Origin of the sequence: Sulfuricurvum sp., from assembly GCF_041651515.1 — a bacterium.
Lineage (GTDB): Bacteria > Campylobacterota > Campylobacteria > Campylobacterales > Sulfurimonadaceae > Sulfuricurvum.
This window is the reverse complement of record NZ_JBAZJF010000002.1, coordinates 85882-107534: the sequence shown is the minus strand read 5'-3', so window position 1 is coordinate 107534 and position 21653 is coordinate 85882. Positions and strand designations below refer to the sequence as shown.

General features: G+C 41.6%; 23 protein-coding genes, 1 tRNA gene and 1 pseudogene. 18 read left to right on the top strand and 7 right to left on the bottom strand.

The annotated features are described in order from the left end of the window. The first annotated feature begins 148 nt into the window (after nucleotides 1-148). The 4 genes from WC407_RS03630 to WC407_RS03615 all read left to right on the top strand — a co-directional run bounded on the left by WC407_RS03630 (nucleotide 149) and on the right by WC407_RS03615 (nucleotide 5814). Entirely contained in the window at nucleotides 149-739 is a 591-nt protein-coding gene (locus WC407_RS03630; RefSeq protein ID WP_373021198.1) for a TetR/AcrR family transcriptional regulator, read from the top strand. Continuing rightward, the gene (locus WC407_RS03625; protein ID WP_373021197.1) at nucleotides 736-1956 is read left to right on the top strand and encodes a TolC family protein; all 1221 of its coding nucleotides are present in this window, start codon (nucleotides 736-738) and stop codon (nucleotides 1954-1956) included. Before WC407_RS03630 ends, WC407_RS03625 begins: the two co-directional genes overlap by 4 nt. After that, nucleotides 1953-2699 carry an efflux RND transporter periplasmic adaptor subunit gene (locus WC407_RS03620; RefSeq protein ID WP_373021196.1) on the top strand — a complete coding sequence of 249 codons (747 nt, stop codon included), beginning with the start codon at nucleotides 1953-1955 and terminating at the stop codon, nucleotides 2697-2699. The genes WC407_RS03625 and WC407_RS03620 overlap by 4 nt, the downstream gene beginning before the upstream one ends. Nucleotides 2700-2781: 82 nt before the next feature. Next, entirely contained in the window at nucleotides 2782-5814 is a 3033-nt protein-coding gene (locus WC407_RS03615; RefSeq protein WP_373021195.1) for an efflux RND transporter permease subunit, read from the top strand. 48 nt (nucleotides 5815-5862) lie between these two features. Here the strand turns inward: WC407_RS03615 and WC407_RS03610 are convergent, their stop codons facing one another. The 3 genes from WC407_RS03610 to WC407_RS03600 all read right to left on the bottom strand — a co-directional run bounded on the left by WC407_RS03610 (nucleotide 5863) and on the right by WC407_RS03600 (nucleotide 8086). Next, nucleotides 5863-6201, bottom strand: a complete 339-nt coding sequence (locus WC407_RS03610; protein ID WP_373021194.1) for a hypothetical protein — start codon at nucleotides 6199-6201, stop codon at nucleotides 5863-5865. A 944-nt stretch (nucleotides 6202-7145) separates the two neighbouring features. Beyond that, nucleotides 7146-7874 (bottom strand): hypothetical protein, encoded by a 729-nt coding sequence (locus WC407_RS03605; protein WP_373021193.1) that lies wholly within the window; start codon nucleotides 7872-7874, stop codon nucleotides 7146-7148. 11 nt (nucleotides 7875-7885) lie between these two features. Further along, on the bottom strand, nucleotides 7886-8086 hold the full coding sequence (locus WC407_RS03600) for a hypothetical protein (RefSeq protein WP_373021192.1): 201 nt from the start codon (nucleotides 8084-8086) through the stop codon (nucleotides 7886-7888). Nucleotides 8087-8197: 111 nt separating this feature from the next. Between WC407_RS03600 and WC407_RS03595 the strand changes: the two genes are divergently transcribed. The 14 genes and pseudogenes from WC407_RS03595 to WC407_RS03530 all read left to right on the top strand — a co-directional run bounded on the left by WC407_RS03595 (nucleotide 8198) and on the right by WC407_RS03530 (nucleotide 17374). Further along, the gene (locus tag WC407_RS03595) at nucleotides 8198-8488 is read left to right on the top strand and encodes a hypothetical protein (RefSeq protein WP_373021191.1); all 291 of its coding nucleotides are present in this window, start codon (nucleotides 8198-8200) and stop codon (nucleotides 8486-8488) included. A gap of 118 nt (nucleotides 8489-8606) precedes the next feature. After that, entirely contained in the window at nucleotides 8607-9035 is a 429-nt protein-coding gene (locus WC407_RS03590; protein WP_373021190.1) for a hypothetical protein, read from the top strand. 88 nt (nucleotides 9036-9123) lie between these two features. Continuing rightward, the gene (locus tag WC407_RS03585; protein WP_373021189.1) at nucleotides 9124-9360 is read left to right on the top strand and encodes a hypothetical protein; all 237 of its coding nucleotides are present in this window, start codon (nucleotides 9124-9126) and stop codon (nucleotides 9358-9360) included. Nucleotide 9361: 1 nt separating this feature from the next. After that, nucleotides 9362-9547: a hypothetical protein gene (locus WC407_RS03580; RefSeq protein WP_373021188.1), complete on the top strand. Its 186-nt coding sequence runs from the start codon at nucleotides 9362-9364 to the stop codon at nucleotides 9545-9547. A 1-nt stretch (nucleotide 9548) separates the two neighbouring features. After that, nucleotides 9549-10265, top strand: coding sequence for a hypothetical protein (locus tag WC407_RS03575; protein WP_373021187.1), 717 nt, complete (start codon nucleotides 9549-9551; stop codon nucleotides 10263-10265). Beyond that, on the top strand, nucleotides 10262-10459 hold the full coding sequence (locus WC407_RS03570) for a hypothetical protein (protein ID WP_373021186.1): 198 nt from the start codon (nucleotides 10262-10264) through the stop codon (nucleotides 10457-10459). The genes WC407_RS03575 and WC407_RS03570 overlap by 4 nt, the downstream gene beginning before the upstream one ends. Next, nucleotides 10459-10590, top strand: a complete 132-nt coding sequence (locus tag WC407_RS03565) for a hypothetical protein (RefSeq protein WP_373021185.1) — start codon at nucleotides 10459-10461, stop codon at nucleotides 10588-10590. Before WC407_RS03570 ends, WC407_RS03565 begins: the two co-directional genes overlap by 1 nt. A 1-nt stretch (nucleotide 10591) precedes the next feature. After that, the gene (locus WC407_RS03560; protein ID WP_373021184.1) at nucleotides 10592-12031 is read left to right on the top strand and encodes a hypothetical protein; all 1440 of its coding nucleotides are present in this window, start codon (nucleotides 10592-10594) and stop codon (nucleotides 12029-12031) included. A gap of 1 nt (nucleotide 12032) precedes the next feature. Then, the gene (locus WC407_RS03555; protein ID WP_373021183.1) at nucleotides 12033-12317 is read left to right on the top strand and encodes a hypothetical protein; all 285 of its coding nucleotides are present in this window, start codon (nucleotides 12033-12035) and stop codon (nucleotides 12315-12317) included. Continuing rightward, nucleotides 12314-13459: a zonular occludens toxin domain-containing protein gene (locus tag WC407_RS03550; RefSeq protein ID WP_373021181.1), complete on the top strand. Its 1146-nt coding sequence runs from the start codon at nucleotides 12314-12316 to the stop codon at nucleotides 13457-13459. The genes WC407_RS03555 and WC407_RS03550 overlap by 4 nt, the downstream gene beginning before the upstream one ends. Beyond that, nucleotides 13456-15111 (top strand): secretin N-terminal domain-containing protein, encoded by a 1656-nt coding sequence (locus WC407_RS03545; RefSeq protein WP_373021180.1) that lies wholly within the window; start codon nucleotides 13456-13458, stop codon nucleotides 15109-15111. Before WC407_RS03550 ends, WC407_RS03545 begins: the two co-directional genes overlap by 4 nt. A 39-nt stretch (nucleotides 15112-15150) precedes the next feature. Then, nucleotides 15151-16512 (top strand): hypothetical protein, encoded by a 1362-nt coding sequence (locus WC407_RS03540; protein WP_373021179.1) that lies wholly within the window; start codon nucleotides 15151-15153, stop codon nucleotides 16510-16512. Next, a pseudogene (locus WC407_RS03535) lies at nucleotides 16502-16603 on the top strand (hypothetical protein); the annotation flags it as partial. The gene WC407_RS03540 and the pseudogene WC407_RS03535, both read left to right, overlap by 11 nt. A 108-nt stretch (nucleotides 16604-16711) precedes the next feature. Beyond that, nucleotides 16712-17374 carry a tyrosine-type recombinase/integrase gene (locus tag WC407_RS03530; RefSeq protein WP_373021583.1) on the top strand — a complete coding sequence of 221 codons (663 nt, stop codon included), beginning with the start codon at nucleotides 16712-16714 and terminating at the stop codon, nucleotides 17372-17374. Nucleotides 17375-17449: 75 nt separating this feature from the next. Here WC407_RS03530 and WC407_RS03525 read toward each other — a convergent pair. From WC407_RS03525 to WC407_RS03510, 4 genes are all read right to left on the bottom strand, one after another. Beyond that, a tRNA-Leu gene (locus WC407_RS03525) sits at nucleotides 17450-17534 on the bottom strand. A gap of 46 nt (nucleotides 17535-17580) precedes the next feature. Beyond that, complete coding sequence (locus tag WC407_RS03520; RefSeq protein ID WP_373021178.1) at nucleotides 17581-17958, bottom strand: F0F1 ATP synthase subunit C; 378 nt, start codon at nucleotides 17956-17958, stop codon at nucleotides 17581-17583. A 93-nt stretch (nucleotides 17959-18051) separates the two neighbouring features. After that, on the bottom strand, nucleotides 18052-20229 hold the full coding sequence (locus WC407_RS03515) for a polyribonucleotide nucleotidyltransferase (protein WP_373021177.1): 2178 nt from the start codon (nucleotides 20227-20229) through the stop codon (nucleotides 18052-18054). Between the two features lie 13 nt (nucleotides 20230-20242). Beyond that, nucleotides 20243-21646, bottom strand: a complete 1404-nt coding sequence (locus WC407_RS03510) for an MlaD family protein (RefSeq protein WP_373021175.1) — start codon at nucleotides 21644-21646, stop codon at nucleotides 20243-20245. Nucleotides 21647-21653: the final 7 nt, after the last annotated feature.

Below are 21653 nucleotides of genomic sequence, written 5' to 3'. Positions count from 1 at the left end.
GAATGTAATACCATCATTGTAGCAAAAGTATTTATCCTAGGGATAGAGTAAATGCAAGTTTTTATTATGAACTTGATTCATTTTATAGAATTTAATTTCAAATTTATAATTACCGTTCTATACTTTAGCTTTAGCAAAGGATACTCGTATGTCTCTACCCTTACAAACCAAGATTCAAAATCTCAAACGCGATACGATTCTTGAAAAAGCTGCCATACTGTTTGAAGAACATGGTTTTCAAGCTATGAAAATAACGGACTTGGCAAAAGAGGTCGGTATCTCAATCGGAAGTATTTATGCCCTCTTTGAATCCAAAGACCAACTCTATATGGCCTACATTCATCAAAAAATCGATCTTTTTTTGGAACAGCTTATAGCAGTATCAAAAGATTCCTCACCCGAAGAGACTCTTTTGCTCTTCATCACCATGCGGTTTGAAGTGTGCGCTCAAATGCGGAAAGCTTTTGATAACCGTTTAGTCAATAATCCCGTATTTGATTCCATTCTCACCTCGGGGTTAGAAGATCCTATTGAAAAAGTGTATATTTATCTCGCATCCATTATTGCGTTAATACAACCTTCTGCACCTTCACGAACATCGATCGAACAGGCCTATCTTCTCGAAGGACTTTGCGATGCACAAATCAAACATTGGAATAACCATCCCGAAATTGATCTGATGTCCAAAATTATCCCCTTGCATCACCTCTTTATCACTCTGACAAAGGAAAATCTATGAGACGATTATGGCTGATTGCCACAGCATCCGCACTTTATGCCCAACCGCTCTCCTCTCTTATCGATTCTGCCCATACTAATGAGAAAATCATTAGCCTCAATCAGCGGGTTAATGCTGCGGGATTAAACCATGATGCCATTGAGCACTCTTATCTCCCGCGTATTGATGCGTTTACCAATGGAACCTTTGTCGATCATACCGGAGGGTTTGATGCCAAGCGTAGTGTTGCCGCCGGTCTAAAGGGGGAAGTGACCCTCTTTGACGGTTTCAAACGTGAACATGCCCTGCAACAAAGCGATGCCCTCGAAAATTCGGCCCGCTACAATCTATCAAGCGGTAAAAAAGAGATAACGCTTGACGTCATACGTCAATATTTTGAGCTTCAAAACACCCTCGATGAAATTCAGACCCAAACCCGCATGTACGATCACCTCTCGGCACAATTAACGCGCCTTGAGAAATTTCGCAGTGTCGGTCTTGCCAGTGAAGATGCTCTGATGCGGATACGTTCAGAACTTTCCCATGCACAATATCAACTTGAGGATTTACGCTACCAAAGCGACCGACAAAAAGGGGATTTGGAGACAATTTCCAATCAAAAAATCACGGATTTACAACCCTCGACTCTAATGGAGCCGAAACTCACTCAAGCCCAACAACTTGATTCACTCAAAGCACTCCAATATTCTCGCGATGCCAAACGGTATGAAGCCGAAAAAGCGGATGCCGGTTTTCTCCCTACTATCAAGATAGAAGACCAACTTGCCTATTTTGATTACTATCAAGATCCCATGGCAAGCTATCGTGTCAATACTCAAAATAAAGTGATCGCTTCACTGAGTATGAATTTACTCGATTTCTCGACCGCTTCCACAACAAAACAAGCTCTCATGGCGCAAGCGCAAGCACAGAGCTCTGAATTGGCCTATGCGTCTAAAGAGGCAAACCAGAATTTTGTTATGGCGATGCGCTACATCGAGCGTTCACGTGCACTGATCGATGCGGCGCAAAGTGCGTTTGATGCCGCTACCCAAACTTTCGATGCCGTTACCCACAAATACGAAGCACGCATCGTCGATTACGTCACCTATCTCGATGCACTTCACTCTCTTACCGATGCCACCAATCGACTCAGCCGCGCTAAACGATCGCTTCATTATGCGTATGCAACCTATTATTATTATGCAGGGCAAGACCCGAAGGAGTTTATTCAATGAACTATTTATTTTTCCTCTTTTTCCTTATAACCTCACTTATGGGGGAAGAAATTTATGCTACCTTTGACGTAGTCGCCGCAAGAGAGGCGAATCTGGCCCTCACCGCTTCAGGGGTTGTCAAAACGCTCCGAGCGGATGTCGGAAGTCATGTGCAAAAAGGGGCTATTCTCCTTGAAATCGATAACGATGATCTCGTTGCCGGAGTCGCATTAGCCGAGCAAAGTCTCAAAAAAGCGCAAGTCGAAGAACAATTCGCGCGCCAAACGTATGATCGATACAAAAAAGTCGAAAACGTCATCGATGCCGAATTGATGGATCAACAAACGTTAGGCTACCAAAAAGCATCGGCCGCTCTTGGTGAAGCAAAAGCACAGGTGCGCTACAAAAATACCCTTGTTGAAAAAACACGCTTGCGTGCCCCTTTTAGCGGTGTTATATCCGAACGAAACGTCCAACTGGGCGATGGTGTCGGAGGGGGAACCATGAGTCTGTTTAAACTGATCAGCTCACCCGATGCCAAACTGATGATCCGATTTGACGAAAAATACATCCCATCCGTAAAAAAAGGATCTGTTCTCCGCTATCGTGTCGATGGCGAAAGCGGATATCGCCGTGGAACGATCAACAAGCTCTACCCCTCTGTTGACCCCAAAACCCGCAAAGCGACTGCCGAAGTTCTCGTATCTGGAATTTCCCCCGGCCTCTTCGGTGAGGCCTATATATCATCAGAGAACGCCAAATGAGTAAAACCCATTTGTCTACGCTCGCCGCGATGGCACTAAAGCTTGTCCCAGAGGGGACAGATAGAATAGAGGGTCTAAACTAATGTACAAATTTGCCATTAACCGTCCCATCACCACTTTAATGATGGTGATGACCCTTATTGTTTTCGGGCTTCTCTCCTTTAAATCCATGCCGGTTGCCCTCTTCCCGAATATTGATTTTCCTATCGTTACGATACAGACTTATTACCACGGTGCCGATCCCGAAACGGTTGAATCGAAAGTGACCGATAAAATCGAAGAGGCAGTTTCAGGGATCGACGGAATAGATAAATTGATTTCTACCAGCTACGATGGGCTCAGTGTCGTTACCGTACAGTTCAAATTAACCAAAGATATCGAAGAAGCGGCAAATGATGTCCGTGATAAAGTCGGGACGCTCAAACTCGACAGCGACATTGAAACCCCCACCGTTAAAAAGGTGAGTGTTTCGGGAGCCGCATCCATCAAACTCTTTGTGAGTACCAAGACCGGAGATACAATTGCCCTTATGCGGCTAGCCGATGAAAAAATCAAACCGAAACTCCAACGGATACAAGGGGTAGCAAACGTTAAAATTTCCGGATACCGCAACCGTGAAATCCGTATTTTTGCCGATCCGTTTCTCTTGGGTAAATACGGCATCTCTTCTAACGAGCTCCAAAATCTCATCGCACGTGAAAATGTTCGCTCCGGCGGGGGTAAGCTGATTTCGAAAAATAATGAATTTGTCCTCAAAACACGCGGCGATGCTCAGAGTATTCAGGAGCTTAGAGAACTAATCATCCGTCCCGGATTACGGCTTGGAGAGATTGCCAAAGTTGAAGACGGCCTCAAAGACGCAAAAAGCTACTCTTCGTACAACGGCGAAGAGGGGGTACTGCTTGAAGTACAAAAAATATCGGGAGAAAATGATCTCGAAGTGATTAAAGGGGTAAAAGCAGTAATGCCGAGCCTTGTCGCCCTTTCCGGTAAAGGGTACTCACTGAAATTGATCGAAGACCAATCCGACAAGATTTTGACCAATATCGAAAATGTAAAATTCGACCTCATCTACGGTTCACTCTTAGCGGTTTTAATCGTCTTTTTCTTTTTGCGCAATCTTACTGCCACCATCATCTCCGCCCTTGCCATCCCCACCTCAATCATCGGAACCTTTGCCATGATCGATATGCTGGGCTACGATCTCAATCGGCTCACCTTGATCGGTCTTACCCTGGCCATCGGGATATTTATCGATGATGCCATCGTCGTGATTGAAAATATTTCCAAAAAGATGGAACAGGGGATGGATCGGTTTCAAGCATCCTTTGAAGGGGTTAAAGAGATTGCATTCTCCATTTTGGCTATTTCAGCGATGTTGCTTGCCGTCTTTATCCCCGTAGCCTTTATGGGGGGGATTGTCGGAAAGTTTTTTAATTCGTTCGCCATGACGGTTGCCTCTGGAGTCATCATTTCGTATTTTGTAGCGGTGATGTTCATCCCTACATTGGGTGCGCGACTTCTCAATGGGAGCGAAAGTGCCTTTTGGCATAAAACCGAACCGATATTTCAAAAAGTCGATCGCTTCTATCGTCGCCTTTTGTCCTTTTTGCTCCGATTCAAAGGGAGCGCACTTTTAGTGACGGTCGCTCTCCTTCTCTTCTCTTTTTCGCTAGCAGGCAAAGTGGGAGGAACGTTTGTCCCGATGGAAGATATGTCTGAGATGCGGGTACTCGTTAAAGCTCCCGTAGGGATATCCCTAGAAGCGATGAAACAGGAGATGAAACCTTTGGTTAGCGCACTGCAGCAAGACAAGAGGATCGAAACCGTGGTCCTCACCATCGGTTACAATGCAGCGCAAGAGTCCCATAAAGCGATGATTTATGCCAAACTTCTCCCCGTTGAACAGCGTGAAGGGCTCAATGAGATCATCCGCTTCTATCGTCAAAAGTTCAAACCCTATTCGCACCTCACTATCAGTGTCGAAAATGTCCCCCCTATCGACACGGGTGAGAGTAATTCTCCTATTCAGGTCGTTCTGACAGGGGCTGATCTTAAAATACTCGAAGCTAAATCGTTTCAACTCGTCAAACTGCTTAAAAGTAACGGCGGGACGATCGATATCGACAGTGATTTTGAACCCGGCAAGCCGGAAGTACGTATCAGTATCAACCGCGAGAGTGCACAACGCTTCGGTATAACGGCTCAGCAAATATCCGCTGCAATTAATTCAGCCTATTCGAGCGACAGCGCTATCTCCAATTTTGAACAAGAGGGGCGGCAATTCAATATTACGCTGCGCGTTTCCGATGAATATCGAACCATGACTTCGGACCTCAAAAGAATGCAAATTCAAAGCCGTTCCGGAGAGATGATATCACTGGATGGACTGGTAAAACTTGAAACCACTAAAGGGGCGGCATCAATCAATCGATTTGACCGCGAACGCAAAATTTTAATCACATCCAATCTTAACGGGGCACCGCTTGATTCGATCGTTTCCATGATCGATGAAAAACTCCCCCCTTTGTTGGACGGGGGATATCGTTACCGCTATACCGGTGATATTGAACGGATGCAGGAGACAATGCAGGCTTTCGGGTTTACCGTAGGATTAGCAGTTATTTTGATCTACCTCATCCTTGCCGCCCTCTATGAGTCACTTGTCCAACCGCTTATTATCATGGTGGCAATGCCGCTAAGTTTTACCGGAGTTATTTTTGCCTTATATCTCACCGGAAATCCTTTTAGCATCTTTGTCATGATCGGGATTATCTTATTGCTGGGGATGGTCGGAAAAAATGCCGTCTTGGTCGTCGATTTCGCGAACCAAGCGATCAAAAAAGGGTCCAATGTTCATGAAGCGCTCTTGGAAGCGGGAGAAAAACGGCTTCGTCCTATTTTGATGACGACGTTTGCGATGATCTTTGCTATGTTGCCGCTTGCTCTAGGTCAGGGGGCAGGTCATGAGAGTAATTCCCCAATGGCCATCGCGATTATCGGAGGGTTGATAAGTTCAACACTGCTTGCTTTGTTTGTCGTTCCGGTACTCTATCGAATCCTGTACCCACTTGATGCATGGTTACGACGCCATTATGAGAGGGAAATACTATAACATAGCAGCGAGTGAAGTTATCGGAACATGTTCCGATGGCGTTTCTTTCTAATTGCCAATTTTTTTATATACCGTCTCTATTCCCATCATACTACTTTTCATGGTATGCCTATCGATTATCTCGTAAACGGTTCCTGACCCTTTTTCATCCATTACTATCACTTTTTTATTTTGGATATCATAATGGACTTTATAGACAATCCCTTCCATTTCGACACTCTCTTTTTTAAATTCAATAATATTAGTAACTTTCCCCATCGCCGGAAACATGGTTTCACTTTTCCATTTCCCTATAATCGGATTTTTGGGACTATCATCCATCAAAAGCATAATGATCACCACCATCATGGAACCTATTAACATGGTCGCCAGTTTTTTTACATCCATAATTATTACTCCCGTGTGCAGCATTTAATAAATGATAGAGTTGATTACAATTTAGAGACAAAGGAAAAAGTTTCTTGAAGAAGTGCCTGAAATAGGCGTTTATAAAAGGATGGTGCGGTCGGGGGGATTTGAAAAAATACATCCCGTTTTAACCCTATTTTTCTTCCAAAAATCTTTTTAATTAATGAATTATAACATACTGCTTTTATATCCTTAAAACATTTTTCTTTGCCTCCGGGGGCTGGGGGCTGGCCCTCCAGTAAAGCGGAGCGCTGATCTCTTAACGCAATTACTCAAACACGATCAGCTCTTTCGTGGGGCCGATCACTTCGCAACTTTGGCAGATTAACCCCTCGTGCTCAATGATAAAAAAAAATAATCTAAACTTCTAAACACTATCCGCAGCGCATGGGTCAAGCCAAAATATATTTGCTTCATTTTCTTCAATTACAATTCCAAAAAGGGATTCGAACTCATGGCAAGATATTCGATTGATCGTTCCGCACGTCCCCACGACGCAGGCGTTGACTGAGTGAGGAGCGCATTAGCGACGAGCGAAGGTTCGCGTCGTAGTCGCCGCTACGCGGTGACGTCAGACGGGGGCTTCGCCCCCGTCCTTGTCAACTTATCAAAAGTTTTCAGACATTCTATGAATAGGTCATTATTTTTATTTCTCTAAATTTCTGATATACTTTCATTGTGAACAAGTTGGAAGTCTCTTTCCGATTAGCTACCGGATAAAAGATACAAGGCAGGGGCTTTATTGCCCTTGCCTTTTTTTTTGCCTATAAAATGGCAGGAAGGGTGGAAGAGGGTAGTGTCTTTGAAAGGAGACTCCAATTTGTTTCACTCACTAATGGTAGCTTTTTTGGTGTTGATGGTATTCGTACCCGCTCTGCATTAATCAAAAACGGAGAGAGTAGCTACTCTCCGGGCTATCATCTTTATGGATATTGAATATTCACATTACATGTTTCTTTCGTCTGCATTAACAATTTGTATTTTCCTTTTGGCACTCCTTGATATATCCCATATCCTGTGTAAGTCAAACTTCTTACTTTTTCATTTTGTTCTGTAAGTAAATCTATCCATCCGCATGTTGGAGGATTTAGATTTGCATTTACAAAGCCATCTTTTGTTGTTTCAAATTGTCTTATTTGTTGATCTGCTGAATAATTAAAGCGTGTTGTTCCTCTTGGTATTGTCTGAATGTATTCTCCGTTAGCTTTTTGTTGCTCGCTTCCTCTTTGACTTCCTAAATTCATTTTTCCAACTTTGTATTCAAACACCATTCTTATTGGTGTCGGCTCTTTCGGTAATGGATATTTTTTTACCGCTGCTTCACATACTCTTTTTGATAAACCATCATATCGGTTCTCATCGCTTTTCATCAAATATTTAAAATTGCTCATTGTTCCATCAGGATTTAAAATAAATTCGACTGCATTACTCTCATCGATCATCTTCGCTTTTTGTAAATCTTTGCTCTCTGCTCTCAATACATTATTTGTTTGATCTTTGATTGTGTCCATGTTGTCATTGATATAGTTTTGTTGTTGATCGGATAGCTTCTCGAATATTTCTCTGTACAATGCTTTTGTATTCATTTTCACTTCAATATCTGCATTTGCACCAGCTGCTAAGATCATCAGTCCTAAAATCAATTTCAACATGGTTATCACTCCTATTTTAATTTAAATTTTCCATTACTTGCTTCTTTTCTTATATCTTCTAGCTTTTGTAAATGTCTTTTTGTTTCTTCAATACTATCTTCAAGTGCTAGTCCTTGATTTATTAATCTTACTAAATCAGGTTTTTCTTTTTCCCAATTATCTAGAGATCGTAATGATATTCCTAACATTTCTGCCAGTTCTTTTCTTGTCATTTCATATTTCCTAATTTATTTATGCAATATTTGCATATTTTAAGCTTTTCTTTATCTATTTGCGTATATAGTTTTAAATATCTGCAAATATTGCATATCGGAGTGATAGCCATGAAACAAAATAACCGCCAAACCTTACCTCTCGGTAGATCGACTAAAGAAGAAAAAGTAGGTCTATCACTCCCAATATCTCCCTTATTTACAGTTTCGGGAAACACGTTTATCTATTATAACGAATCTTCGTTTATTGCTAATCTCAAACGAATCAAATTTAAATTTGTTCGTTTTGTTCAACCTCTCCATTTTGTTATCAATCTCGGACGTTTTCCAAAAATTGTTAGACATAACGGAATGACTGCATTTGTCTCCCGTTCAACTCATCAACTGAGTTTTAATTTCTGAATTTGAACCCCCTATTATCGGGGGGGATATAAATACGATGTCCCCGGCTGGCTATCACTCCCCGGGGTTAAAAAAGAGGAACAGATAGAAAAATTTTTCCTAAATAGGAGTGATTCAAATGGCAGTAATTAGTAAAGGTTTTTCAACCAGTTACGAAATTGTTCAAGTAGCAAGCATCAAACCCGGTGCAGCAGGTTCTATGGAAAATGGGCAATTGTATTCAGCTTCCATCAAATTCATCTCTCGTAACACAGAAGAACGAATGAACAAAGATGTTGGGCTTCAAGAAGTTGAGGAAACTATCGAATTCATCATCCCTTGCGCTTCAAACGATGAAGCTGCACTCGTCGGTGAGGCTGTTCGTAAACTTCGAGATCTTAAATCACCGTTTTACATTTTCGGTGGTCTCCCTAAAAAATACGACAAAAACCCTTATCCATTCGTCCGCTCATACGATAGTGGCTCTGAGTTTCTCAATAGGGTTGAGTCAATCACTAAAATTAAACCGGTAATAAATCCAAATCTTCCATCTGTGAAATTACCTTAAAGGCTTAATGATGAATTTGGCAGCACGTGGATCACTGAACGAACTCCGTGACGTAAGCCCAAAAATATCTTATCCTAAGGGGTTTCCCATGAATCGTATGATTAAACGTGCTGCTGAAAAAGCACAACGTGTTTCAAAAAAAGTTGCCGTAGCTACTGGTGTAGCTGTTTTCGGTGGTGCTCAAGCTTTCGCCGGTACTGGTCTTTTGACCACTGTTGATACATCTAGTGCAACTGCTGACGTTACGCTCGTAATCGTTGCTCTTGTCGGTTTTGCTCTTCTTATTATGGGCGGACGTAAAGTTCTCTCTTTGTTGGGTCACTAATATGCGGCTGATCATCTCTATTATTTTTATTTTAGGGATGATCGCCTCTAATGCTTTTGCATTGGTTCCGTCTGACGTCGATATGACTCCCGCTGTCTCTGATATTACCGTCGTTATTGTTGCTGTCGTTAGTTTGCTCGTTCTTATTATGGGCGGTCGTAAAGTTCTTTCTTTGTTAGGATATTAAAATGAGTGTTACTTTCTTTGCAGTTTTATTGATTTTAATCTCTACAAACGCCTCTGCTTCTGCTTTGGCTGACGCTGTGACTCAATCTACTGGGAGTATCCTTTCGGATCATTATCTAGTTATTACCGCGCTTGTTGCTTTGTCTATTGTACTTTTATCATTTGATAAAATTCTCTATTTAATTAGTGAAGAGGGCAAAGTAGATAAGGCTTATAAAGAAGCTTTTCCTAAAGATTCTCGCTCTCATGTTGTCAAGCTCACAAAACAAGAAAGAGCAAAACGTGTATTAGAATATAAAAAAGAGCGTTTAGCTTCTGTCGGCAAAACTGAATTTGCTCCAAAAAAAGAAAATGTTTCTTCTCTCAAATCTATTCATAAACAACAAAAACAACAACGTCAAAAAATACAACGAAAAAACCGTAATTTTCGCAAACTTTCAAAAGATCAAAAATTCAAACGACTTGATGATTTTAAATCTAAAAAAACTTCTTATGAAGATAAACATAGTCGACTATCTTCATCCCTTCAAACAGAAGAACATCAACAAAGAGTTGACGCATTTTTAGAAAGTCGTCAAGCCAAACGACAAACTCAATCCGAAAATCGCCATAACTCTGATTGGCTTAAAATTCCTGAACCTACTGCTATGGAGCAATACTTAATCGATTCACATGAGCGTAAACGTATTCAACGTGAAATGGAGGGCTCTTTTGAATGAAAACCTCCCTTTTATTCTTGCTCTTAATCAGCGCCGTTTTTATCCCTGACGCTTCGGCTTATGCTGATATGACACAGCAAGCCACAAACGCTGCTGCTCTTAATATGACGTTAAATGATTATACGTTTTCTATGGCGAACGCGGGTTTATTAACTGGTTTCATGTTTGGTATGTTTTTATGGAAGGCTAGATAATGCCTACTTTTTTAAATTTCACCATGACGGGTGATCCTACATTCGACTTCTTTTTCTCTCTTCCGGCGTCTTTGAGTATTTTGTTTTTCCTCGCGTTCTCTGCAACTGCTATGTTTAGAGGTCGTGTCTAAAATGAAAACCAAACTCATATCTATTATCCTCTCATTGGTTTTAACCTCTAACCTTTTTGCTATTTCATACCCCGCAACATCAGGCTTTTATGGTAATAGTCATTATACTATACAATCTTCTTGGCGTTATGCTACACTTCAATCTAGTCAAGTCTCAATATATCCTTATGTTTATAATGGTATTTATTACAGTGCTACTATTCTCGGTGCTGATCCTGTTTACGCTGATACATTCGATGCTTATTTAGCTACATTTGTTCCCGATTCTTCTTATCCTACTTGTTCCACTGGTCAAATTTATAATACTTCGGGAACGTGTACTACTTGTTCCTCTCCAAACGTGGTTGATCCAGTTCAAAACTTATGTACCACTCCTGACGCTCTTTGTACTGCTAGCGGTGGCGTTATGCAATCCGATGGTACGTGTTTAAATAAAGTTCAAGCTGCTAATTCTACTTTGAATTCTGTTACCGCCCGTATTGGCGCAGGTATTTTTTTATCCGGTGTTATGATTACTGCTGCGGGTTTAGTTCCTACTCCTTTTTCTCCCGCTTTGCTTGCTACTGGTTTAACTGCTATGATTCCCGGTACTTTGTCTTCGTTTTTTTGGTACTCTAACAATACTAATCTTGACGTTGGTTCTTCTACTTCTCCTTCCAATACGGTTACTGTTGACCTATCTACTTTTAAAGAATCTACTAATCCTTCAACGGGTGACACTCAAGTTACAAAAACCGATAATTCATCCGGTAAGGTTACTGAAGCTACTATTGTTCCCGAAAAAGTTGTTCAAAATTTAGAAAACGGTCAACCTCAAATGGTTAATAATGCTGGAGCTGGTCAACCACTCCCCCCCGTTGACTTGACCGGAACAACTCATACCACTTATGACTACCCTAACAACACTGCTACAACACAAACCGTTAATCCCGATCAAACCATTACCACTACAACAACACCTATCGTCGTTACTAATAACCCTGACGGCTCTACAACTGCCGCACCCTCTACCCCTAATTCTTCTGTTCCTGTTGTAAATTCAGGCGGTGGCGGTCAAGTTGTTAATAAAACCCCCGGCACTGCTCAATTGGGCGGCGGTGTTCAGGGTGGTGCTTCTTTGGATGATATTTACAATCAATTACATATGGGAGGCGATCCAGCCGGAACTTTACAAGGTACTCCCGATAACGGTTTAGATAAAGCCAATTCACTCATGGGCGATGTTCAAAACTCTTTCACTTCTTTTCAAATGGTCGATCCCCTTGGTCTTAGTGCTGTTGCTCCTCCTATCGATACTATTTCTCTTGATCTTTACGGACATCATTTCGTTGTCTTTGATCAAAACACACTCAACCAATTGCCCCTCGCAATGATCCGTTCACTGCTTTTATTTATTGCCGCTCTTATTGGGTTGCAGAATGTATTAACTGGAGGAATGTAAAATGCCCATTTTAACCGCCATTCTTAACGCCTTATTCTCATTTCTCGGTATTCTCGTTAAAAACCCTTTCGTCATAAAAATGGCTATATTTTCTCTTTTTGTCGGTTTGGTTTTAGCGGCTCTTACCTTTTTTTTCGGTCTTGTAACCCCTTATGTCGTTAATCTGCCTTTGTTGGGTATTGCCTATGCTCTTGGAATTATGGATGCGCTCAAACTTTATTTCACTATCATTATTGCGGGCTTTGGCGTTAAACAAGTCGTTGGCTTTGTGAAGGCTACCGGATGATTACTATATTAACCGGTCTTCCTCGCTCTGGTAAATCATATCGCGCGGTATGGCAAATTCAACAAACGTTCATTGATCCTAAATCTAAAGATTACGCTAAACATCGTTATCTTTATACGAATATCGGCGGCTTTAAACATGACGTTGTAAACGAAACTCTTTCTCAAAACCCTATTGTCACGGATGATGATGTAATCGTTAAAGAATCCATCTATCTCGATTGGGATGTTTTCTACTCGCATATAGAAAAGCTTTTTATGATGGCTCTCGATGATAAACCGGATGAAGAGCTTTTAAGATACGCCGCTTATCATAAACTCACTCCCGCGTATATCGTGATCGATGAGGCTTATCGGTTTTATTCTAAACGTTCCGATCCGGTTCTCGTATGGCTTAACGGTTATCACGGTCATTTAGGTCTTGATCTAGTAATTATTATCCACCGTCCCACTCTTATGCATTCCGATTATAAAGCTCACACAGAAGAGTTTATCGACGCTCAACCTAAATCGAAATCCCTCACCAATAATCAATTCCGCTATTTCTTTTATTCAACCGATTACTACACTAAAGCGGATCGATACGAAACGGATCGCCTCACCGCTAAACCTGAAATTTTTGCCCTGTATAAATCAGGAGATTTGCATAAACCTAAAAAGGTTCTTTACAAATTTATTGGTTTAGCTCTGTTTGCTGCTTTGTGCGTTTTTCTATTATTTAAATTCTTGTTCCATCGCTTTGATTCTCGCGTTAATCCAAACGGTGAAACTCCCTCTGCTTCAACTTCTCAAACCGCATCTGCTCCCGTCCCTTCGCATCCTAATTTATCCGGTAAATCTTTGCTCCGTGTTCGTTGTGACGCTACTTCATGCGCTCGTATTGATTCGTCGTTAGAGCTCCATTTTATCCCTCGTCCATTTTTTGAGGAGCTTTTAAAACTCACCGATTATAAAATGATTACCGTCTCGGAAGTTTCCGTTTTTCAGAATAAATATTTTGATTTTCTATATTTTGTGGATTCTGATTTTATAAAGCTTTTTCCCTCTTGGTCTATCCCTATTAAGTTTAAAAGTGATCCTCTCATCGGATCGGTATCCGTTAATCCCACCAATCCCATAGAATCAGGAGTAGCCCCGAAATGAAACGTATAATCTTAGCTCTAGCGTTTTCGCTTAATCTTTTTGCCTCTGCACCGCTTTTATTACCCCCTCCGAATAAGACGGTTATTGACAATCAGTTGGCTCTAAATAAGCCAGATTCCTCCCTTAATCAAATGAGCCTTAACGAGTTTGTGAAATATGCTGCCAAAGCTCTTAACAAAAATATTCTCGTATCCGGTACGCTCACCGGTTCAATTGATTTTCTCTCAAACACCGATTTAAAAAAGAAGGACATCATGCCGCTGCTAAGTGCTGCACTTGAGCTTAACAATTATGCTCTTGTCTCTTCCGGTGCTTTTCTCTCGGTCGTTCCCGCTTCTGATTTGTCAAAGTACGATTCTGCATACCTCGGTAAACGCTCGGCCGCTTCTTTTGGCTCTAAAGTAATCTCTATCCGCTATTCAAATGTGCTTCCAATACTTGACGCTATCAAACATTTACTCTCCCCCGCTGGGTCTGCTTTTGGTGTTCCCGATTCCGGTGCATTGGTTATTTCTGATTTACCCGATAATATCAAAGTGATCGCCTCTCTCGTTTCGGATATTGACAAAAAGCCTATTCCTAAAGCCTCGGCATTTAAATCGTTTCATCTTGTCAATTCTACGGCTTCCTCGGTTTTAGAGACTCTAAAAGCTATTTATAAAACCGGTGGACAATCGGATAATCATTCCGATCATAACGGTACTTCGACTTTCGTATCTTCTCCATCCGTTTCGAGTCCGCTTACCCTCTCGATCAATTCCGAATCAAACACCCTTTTAGCTATGGGAGATCCGGCATTAATTGATAAGCTTCCCTCTATCATTGATGATCTTGATCGCGAACAATATCAAGTATATATTCAAGTCCGTATCATTGAATTAAACACCGATTTATCAACACAGATCGGTTTAAAATTCGGCCTCGATGGCGGTATCGTTTCCTCATCAGATTTTTTCACCTTTACTTCTAATCTCGGCGGTGCTTCTATCGCTCCGATTGCTCCGGCTACGCTTACAAAGCTCACGGCTTCACTGGGTAACATTAAGCAGCTTATCTCTATCGGTGCCGCTCTTGATCTGCTTCACAGTTCGGGAGTGTCTAAAACAATCTCTGATCCCTCCGTTCTTTGTCTTAACAACAAAGAATCGAAAATTGTGGTCGGTAAATCTATCTCATTTTTAAAGGGTTCTACCACCGGAGCCGCCGGAACGACAAACAGTCTTGATCGCTCTGATATAGGTTTAAATCTCTCATTAAAACCCCTCGTTGCGTCTAAAGATAAATTGACGCTCTCCATCGATGCCGTTTTACAAAACATTCTCCCCTCTCTTGATTCAAACAATCAACCCATAACCTCTAAGCAGCAGATCACCACTGATTCGATTCTGCATCATGGTGAAACGATTGTTCTCGGCGGTTTTGTGAAGTCTTACGACACGGTTGTTGATGATAGCCCCGCGTTGCTCTCTGATCTGCCGTATATAGGCTCTTTTTTCAAACATTCCTCTAAATCCACACAGCAAGATAATTTGCTTCTCGTTATCACGCCTTACATCGTTGATAACTCTCAAACGCTTTCAAAGCTTCAAACCGATCTCGGAATACTCGGACAATACCAAAGAATCTACAATCGTGAACTTTCCAAAAAATGATTGATAGATTTTAAATTTAAAAAATGGAGTGATAGACCAATGACTAAATATGCAATTACCCCTCACGATCTGAAATACTGTCGAGAAAAAATCAACGGCCAAAGATCGTATCTTTCAAACAACCATTTCTCTACATCAACGGGACAAGTAAAAAGCCTCCTCGATGTTTCGTTCTCTGCGAACATATCTGAAAGATACTATTCGCAACTCTCAAATAAAATCAACACCATGCACTCTCTATCGATCTCTCAAAGCCTTAAACCCGTTTTCCTGACAATTACCCTCGATGGCTTCTTTCGTGGCTTCCTGACCGCTAATTATCGAAAATGGCACCGTCTCACCGATGTTGAAAAGTTCCAATACCTAAAACACATTCCTAATAATGAAGTTCACGGCTACCTACACGATAAGATCAATTCCGAATCAAAGTTCACAATCAAAGATTGCTACAACGTCCTCGCGTATCAATGGTATAGATATTCCTCCGGGTACTCATTCAAAAAGATCAAAAAAGACGCTAAACAATTCATGTACCTCAAAGCAGCTGAACCACACAAAGACGGTGTACCTCACTTCCATGTTCTCCTATGGATTCCTCAAGGATATTTTGAAACATTCAAAAAAGACTTCGAACGCTACTTCCCTGCACCGCAAAACCATGTTCCCATCAAAGACGGTAACGAAGGTGACACAAAAGGCTTCCAAACGGCTATACACAATCCAGTAGGCTACATTATGAAATATGCGACTAAGTCATTCATGGACTTACGTACTGGTGAGGATTTAAACCATCTTCAAGCATGGTACGTCAAACATAAAATCCGACGTATTACAACCTCTCACAGTACCGTTCCGCAATGGGTCTATCAAAAAGTTTTTGCACTCGAAAAAGATTGGTATCACCTCACAGATTTAACGATACGTGAACCTATGCTCTGCGAATGGAATAAAGAAGATGATTATTTTATCCTCATGGAAGATAACGGCCGCGTTCTTGAATACGATCAAGGGCTTTTAACTCTAAGATACATTGATGGCCCGATATTAAAACAACTCGGTGAAAAATCAGATCGACCGAAAACACAACCTCGAATCATGGAGCGTGTTCCATTAAAATGGGTTAATCAACACCTAAAACCATTTATCCCGGTTTACATAGATCAAAAATACTTCATCTTCAAAAATAATCAATTACTCTCACCAAAACCGCAACCAATGAAAATGAAAAACTACGCTTTGGTCAATTATTACAATGAGATCGATGTCGAAACCGTCAATCCTCATCATTACGCTCATGTTCGTAATGAGATGATCAAACGCAATCTTATCGACGGGGAAATTATCCCTCTCGATCAAAACACTAAATCTGAAATGTGGGGGTATTCAGAATATGACCTTTGAATACTACGCCGAAACATTCCTGAAAATCAAAAAGGCGGAATTAAAGCCCTCTACATATTATCGCTATGAGGGAACGATCCGCACAAAGATTCTTCCCTTTTTTCAGGGTCGTAATATTTCGGAAGTAAAGGCTAGTGAACTTCGTTTATGGTTGCTCAATTACCAATGCTCAAATAAGACATTAACGCATTATATTTCTATGCTCACGGGTATATTTGATGAAGCAATTTACGACGAAGTAATCTCTTCTAATCCTTGCCGTTTTTTACGTAAACCTCGAATTATGAAAAAAGACATACAACCTTTTAGCGTTTCCGAAATGCACCGTATCATCGATTATGTTGATAACTTCAATTTCAAAAGCTACTTGTACATTGCTTTTTATACTGGTATGCGTTCCGGAGAGATAATGGGATTAAAAAAAGAGGATGTTGATTTTGAGAAAAACATAATCAAGGTCAAACGTACTCGCGGTCGACATGGGGAAAACTCACCGAAAACTCAAAGCGGTTTTCGATCTGTTCCAATCCTCGATCTACTTCGTCCTCATCTTCAAGAACTATACGGTCAACATGATCACGAATATCTCTTTGTTACTCAATACGGAAAACCCTATAATCATAATGAGACGTTTTATAATAAATTTTGGCTTCCTATTTTCCCGATACTTGGAATCACATATCGACGGCTTTACAATACACGCCATACATTCGCTACGATGATGCTTTCCGGTGGCTATACCACTCCTCACAATCTCGCTCAAATACTCGGCCATAGAGATTCACAAATGGTTCATCAGGTCTACGCTAGATTTATAAACGATGGGAAGTTTGATTTTAAATTGGACATAAATCCGTATTAGGGGTGTATGCGGGTTTTTAGTGATTTTCTTTTAATGCTTTGAAAGTGGCTATTTTAGGGGTTTAAAGGGATAAATTGGTGCGGTCGGGGGGATTTGAACCCCCACACCCGTAAGGCACTACCACCTCAAGGTAGCGTGTCTACCGTTCCACCACGACCGCATAAAAAAGGTGATCAGCCGAAGCTGATCGGAAGGAAAAGTCGAACTTACGCAGCCAAATATGGGTTAGCGTAAAGAGCGATAAGAGCAATAACAAGTGTATAGATAACTTGTGCTTCGATCATAGCAAGAGCGATGAACATAGTGGTCATCAATTTTCCGCCAAGACCTGGGTTACGTGCAGTACCAGCAATAGTTGCAGCAGCAGTGCTACCCATACCGATAGCTCCACCAAGTGCAGCCAAACCAAGACCAACACCTGCAGCGATCATAGAATACGCTTTCAATGTTTGGTTAGCAACGTCTGCAGTAGCAGCAGCTACAGCAGGTGCAGCGTCAACAGCAGTTTCAACAACTGCTGCTGCTTCGTCAGCACCGAATACAGAAGCTACAAGAGCGAGCATAAGAAAAAATACTTTTTTCATGAGTAATCTCCATGATTAATATCAAAGTCCGTTCGGATAGTGTCCCTACTTATCACTTTGTGGGTGGAAGTATAGTGATGATGAGCTAAAAAATTACTTAGCTCGCCCCAAACCGATCTTATTTCCTTTGAATTCTACAATCTCAACCATAATCTCATCCCCCTCGGCAATGACGTCACTGACACGACTGATATGACCGTCGGAAAGTTTTGAAATATGGATCAATCCGTCGGTTCCACCGGGAAGTTCAATAAATGCGCCGAAATCGACGATTTTTTTCACTTTCCCTTTAACAACATCACCCACTTTATATTCAATTTTTTCTGCTGCATTAGAACCGCTGACAATCCCTTCGATATGATCACGCGCCCCTTTGAGTCCTTCACGGTTTTTACCGGTAAGTTTAACCGATCCTTTTTTCTTATCGATATCGATTGCCACATCAAAACGTTCAATTATTTCACGAATCGTTTTTCCCGCTTGTCCGATAATATCACCGATAAAACTCGGATCAATATGAAATAAATCAGTACTCGGTAATGTTCCCTCATTTAATTCAATACTATCTTCCGCCCCAAGCATAATATCAATAATATGGGCTCGTGCTTGAGCAGCTTGATAAAGAGCTTCTTTTAAAACATCCAAATGGATGCCGCCCAGTTTAATATCCATCTGCATTGCAGTAATCCCTGTTTTCGATCCTGCAACTTTAAAATCCAAATCGCCGTCATGGTCTTCCAACCCCATAATATCGGTTAGGATCGCATGGGTATCTCCTTCGGAGACCATTCCCATCGCAACACCTGCAATCGGATCACACACTTCGATATCTCCTGCGCGTAGCGCCATGTATCCGCCGCATACCGTCGCCATTGACGAAGAACCGTTTGACTCTAAAATTTCTGAAACCAAACGGATCGTTTGTCCGTTTCGGACAGTCGAACCTTCCAATGCGCGTTTGGCTAAATTACCGTGCCCCAATTCACGACGACGCGGTGCACCGATCGGGGAAGGCTCTCCGACACTGAATCCCGGAAAATTATAATGAACCATGAACCCTTCATTTTGGGTACCGTTATCGGTAAGATTTTCAAACATTTGCGCATCTTTCGGTCCACCAAGCGTCAATACTACTAAGGCCTGTGTCTGACCACGTGTAAAGAGTGCGGATGCATGGGCACTTGGCAATACATTGGTCTCAATACTGATAGGACGAACTTCGGTAAGTGCACGACCGTCAGCTCGTACTTTGTCATTCAAAATTTGCGCTCGAACCATGGAACGTTTGACTAATTCAATCGCTTTTTTAAGCTCATGCTCATTCCACTCCGGCTTCTCTGCCAAGATTGTTTTACGAATCGTCCGCAAAGCAGTGCTTCGCTCGGTTTTTGCCATTTGGCTGATCCCTCGCTTGAGATCGTCCGTGTGATTGTTGCGTACATATTCAATCATTTCCGCACTTACTTCACTGATTACCTTTTGCAACTCAAAAGGAGCTTTGGCATATGGTTTGAAGGATTCTTCATACGTTGTATTAGCCTCTTTAAGTACTTCTTGCGCCAATGCTAAAACACCGATCAGTTCATCTTCACCCATTGCATTAGAACGGCGTGTAGAGATCGATTGAGAGACCAGTGCCGGATCTACCAGCGGATCAATCATTCCAACATCGATAAATTCAACTTCATCGCTCCCGATACTTTGCATCTCAATCATCAGCATATCGTCTTTGCTTCCTGCGAGATAAAGGTCCAACGTGCTTTCTGCCATTTGACTCAATGTCGGGTTAATAACAATCTCACCCTCGATTTTACCGATACGTACGGCACTGACCGAGGTGAAGATATCAACATCCGAAAGGTACAATGCGGCTGAAGCAGCATTAAGTGCTAATACCTGCATGTCAGATTCACTGTCCGCACTCAGTACCAGAATACTGATTTGAATTGGATTGGCAAACCCTTTTGGAAAAAGGGGGCGAAGCGATCGGTCAACGATACGGGATGTAAGGGTTTCAAAATCACTCGGCTTAGTCTCTCGTTTGATAAATCCGCCCGGAAATTTCCCTGCTGCATAACTTTTTTCAATATACTGTACGGTTAATGGAAGAAAATCTTCATCCACAAAATCGGTTTCATCAATCACCACGGTAGCTAAAATAACCGTATTACCTGACTTAAGCCATACAGCTCCATTAGCTTGCGCCGCCACTTGATTTAGAGCATAAGACTCATTTCTATTGTGCAATGCACACTCAACCGTATATTTCATTTTTTCTCCATTTTTATCGTCTCATTGATGACGCGCTGCCAAAAATATATTTCAAATCATTGTCAATAAACCGAACGCCCAATCCAAAAAAGATATTTTGTGATTGTGAATTAAGGAAATTATCCCATCCGGCATAAAGTTCAAGATGTTTTAGCATCTGATAGCGAACTTGCGCTTTGAGATGCGCAGAATTCGATCGTAAATCATTTCTTGCATTCCAATCAAAAGCCTCAGCTGAAAATTTCAGCCGGTCGTGATCCATAAAATAATCGATCCCCATCCCTCCAGTAGATTCAATCGCTCCAAACCGCAGTAAAAGATCATCAAAACGTTTACCGTATTGAAGCGAGTAATAGGTTGTCCCTTTATCATGCAGTTTCGGAGGGTATTTAGTAATGTCCGAATAATCGTCCGTACTGATCAAATCAAGCATATAATAGGTCTCTGGATTTGGAAGATAGGTAACTCCCAAATAAATCTTACTGTATTGATCGCGCATCATATAGTCCGTGTGCATTGCGACTTGCAGCTCACTAGAAGAAAGAGGCGTTAGCAAAGCATCGATTTTACCTACAGCTTGATCTGCATGTTTGAAAAAAGAGTCTACCGATGTAATAGTCTCTTTAAGCGGCGTTCTGCTTTCAGCCAAAATAACGCTCACGTTATCTTCAATCGTATTAAATTTATCGACCGCATTGGGCAATGTATGCTCGACAGATCCGCTAATATTATCCAATCGCGTCGAAAGTGACGTTATACGTGCCATAATATCCGGCAAATCTTTATTGACGGTGTCTGCAGTAGTACCGAATCCGGCACTCATCTCTTTGAAATTAGCAATAGCCGCATGCAAATCTTCACGATTATCAACGATAACCCCGTTGAGATTGGTTCCTACATTTCGGAATGCAATTATGGCATCTTGAATCGCAGCCCGATGCTCTGCATCAAGTGTTGAGCGAAAATCATGAAGAAGCAATTGCAGCTCTTTGGCTGCGGCATTCACGGAATCACTCGTTTGATCAAACGATGCAAATTGTTTAGATTGTGACAATGATGTACCGCTACGAAGGGATTGGGGCGAATCCCCTACAACTATATTGAGAACTTTTGTCCCCAAAAGAGACTCTTGTGCTACCAATACCGATGAGTCATCGGGAATCTTCACCCCCTCATCAATCGAGAGATCCAGTCTTACTCGCTTCCCTTCAATGGTAATCAGTTCCACCTCTCCAATACTCACACCGTTCATAAGAACATGAGTATGCTTCTCGATGCCCGAGGCATCATTGATATACGCTTGAATGGGGTAGCCGCTGCGTCCCCATTTGCCTAATGACGTCACCTGAGTAGATAAAAACAATAAAGCGACCAAAGCCATCATGACAAAAAGACCGATTTTCGCTTCAAGTTTCATAGCTACC

Coding starts and splice junctions, on each gene's coding strand:
- WC407_RS03630 (WP_373021198.1), top strand. CDS start 149: ATGTCTCTACCCTTACAAACCAAGATTCAAAATCTCAAACGCGATACG.
- WC407_RS03625 (WP_373021197.1), top strand. CDS start 736: ATGAGACGATTATGGCTGATTGCCACAGCATCCGCACTTTATGCCCAA.
- WC407_RS03620 (WP_373021196.1), top strand. CDS start 1,953: ATGAACTATTTATTTTTCCTCTTTTTCCTTATAACCTCACTTATGGGG.
- WC407_RS03615 (WP_373021195.1), top strand. CDS start 2,782: ATGTACAAATTTGCCATTAACCGTCCCATCACCACTTTAATGATGGTG.
- WC407_RS03610 (WP_373021194.1), bottom strand. CDS start 6,201: ATGGATGTAAAAAAACTGGCGACCATGTTAATAGGTTCCATGATGGTG.
- WC407_RS03605 (WP_373021193.1), bottom strand. CDS start 7,874: ATGTTGAAATTGATTTTAGGACTGATGATCTTAGCAGCTGGTGCAAAT.
- WC407_RS03600 (WP_373021192.1), bottom strand. CDS start 8,086: ATGACAAGAAAAGAACTGGCAGAAATGTTAGGAATATCATTACGATCT.
- WC407_RS03595 (WP_373021191.1), top strand. CDS start 8,198: ATGAAACAAAATAACCGCCAAACCTTACCTCTCGGTAGATCGACTAAA.
- WC407_RS03590 (WP_373021190.1), top strand. CDS start 8,607: ATGGCAGTAATTAGTAAAGGTTTTTCAACCAGTTACGAAATTGTTCAA.
- WC407_RS03585 (WP_373021189.1), top strand. CDS start 9,124: ATGAATCGTATGATTAAACGTGCTGCTGAAAAAGCACAACGTGTTTCA.
- WC407_RS03580 (WP_373021188.1), top strand. CDS start 9,362: ATGCGGCTGATCATCTCTATTATTTTTATTTTAGGGATGATCGCCTCT.
- WC407_RS03575 (WP_373021187.1), top strand. CDS start 9,549: ATGAGTGTTACTTTCTTTGCAGTTTTATTGATTTTAATCTCTACAAAC.
- WC407_RS03570 (WP_373021186.1), top strand. CDS start 10,262: ATGAAAACCTCCCTTTTATTCTTGCTCTTAATCAGCGCCGTTTTTATC.
- WC407_RS03565 (WP_373021185.1), top strand. CDS start 10,459: ATGCCTACTTTTTTAAATTTCACCATGACGGGTGATCCTACATTCGAC.
- WC407_RS03560 (WP_373021184.1), top strand. CDS start 10,592: ATGAAAACCAAACTCATATCTATTATCCTCTCATTGGTTTTAACCTCT.
- WC407_RS03555 (WP_373021183.1), top strand. CDS start 12,033: ATGCCCATTTTAACCGCCATTCTTAACGCCTTATTCTCATTTCTCGGT.
- WC407_RS03550 (WP_373021181.1), top strand. CDS start 12,314: ATGATTACTATATTAACCGGTCTTCCTCGCTCTGGTAAATCATATCGC.
- WC407_RS03545 (WP_373021180.1), top strand. CDS start 13,456: ATGAAACGTATAATCTTAGCTCTAGCGTTTTCGCTTAATCTTTTTGCC.
- WC407_RS03540 (WP_373021179.1), top strand. CDS start 15,151: ATGACTAAATATGCAATTACCCCTCACGATCTGAAATACTGTCGAGAA.
- WC407_RS03530 (WP_373021583.1), top strand. CDS start 16,712: ATGCTCACGGGTATATTTGATGAAGCAATTTACGACGAAGTAATCTCT.
- WC407_RS03520 (WP_373021178.1), bottom strand. CDS start 17,958: ATGAAAAAAGTATTTTTTCTTATGCTCGCTCTTGTAGCTTCTGTATTC.
- WC407_RS03515 (WP_373021177.1), bottom strand. CDS start 20,229: ATGAAATATACGGTTGAGTGTGCATTGCACAATAGAAATGAGTCTTAT.
- WC407_RS03510 (WP_373021175.1), bottom strand. CDS start 21,646: ATGAAACTTGAAGCGAAAATCGGTCTTTTTGTCATGATGGCTTTGGTC.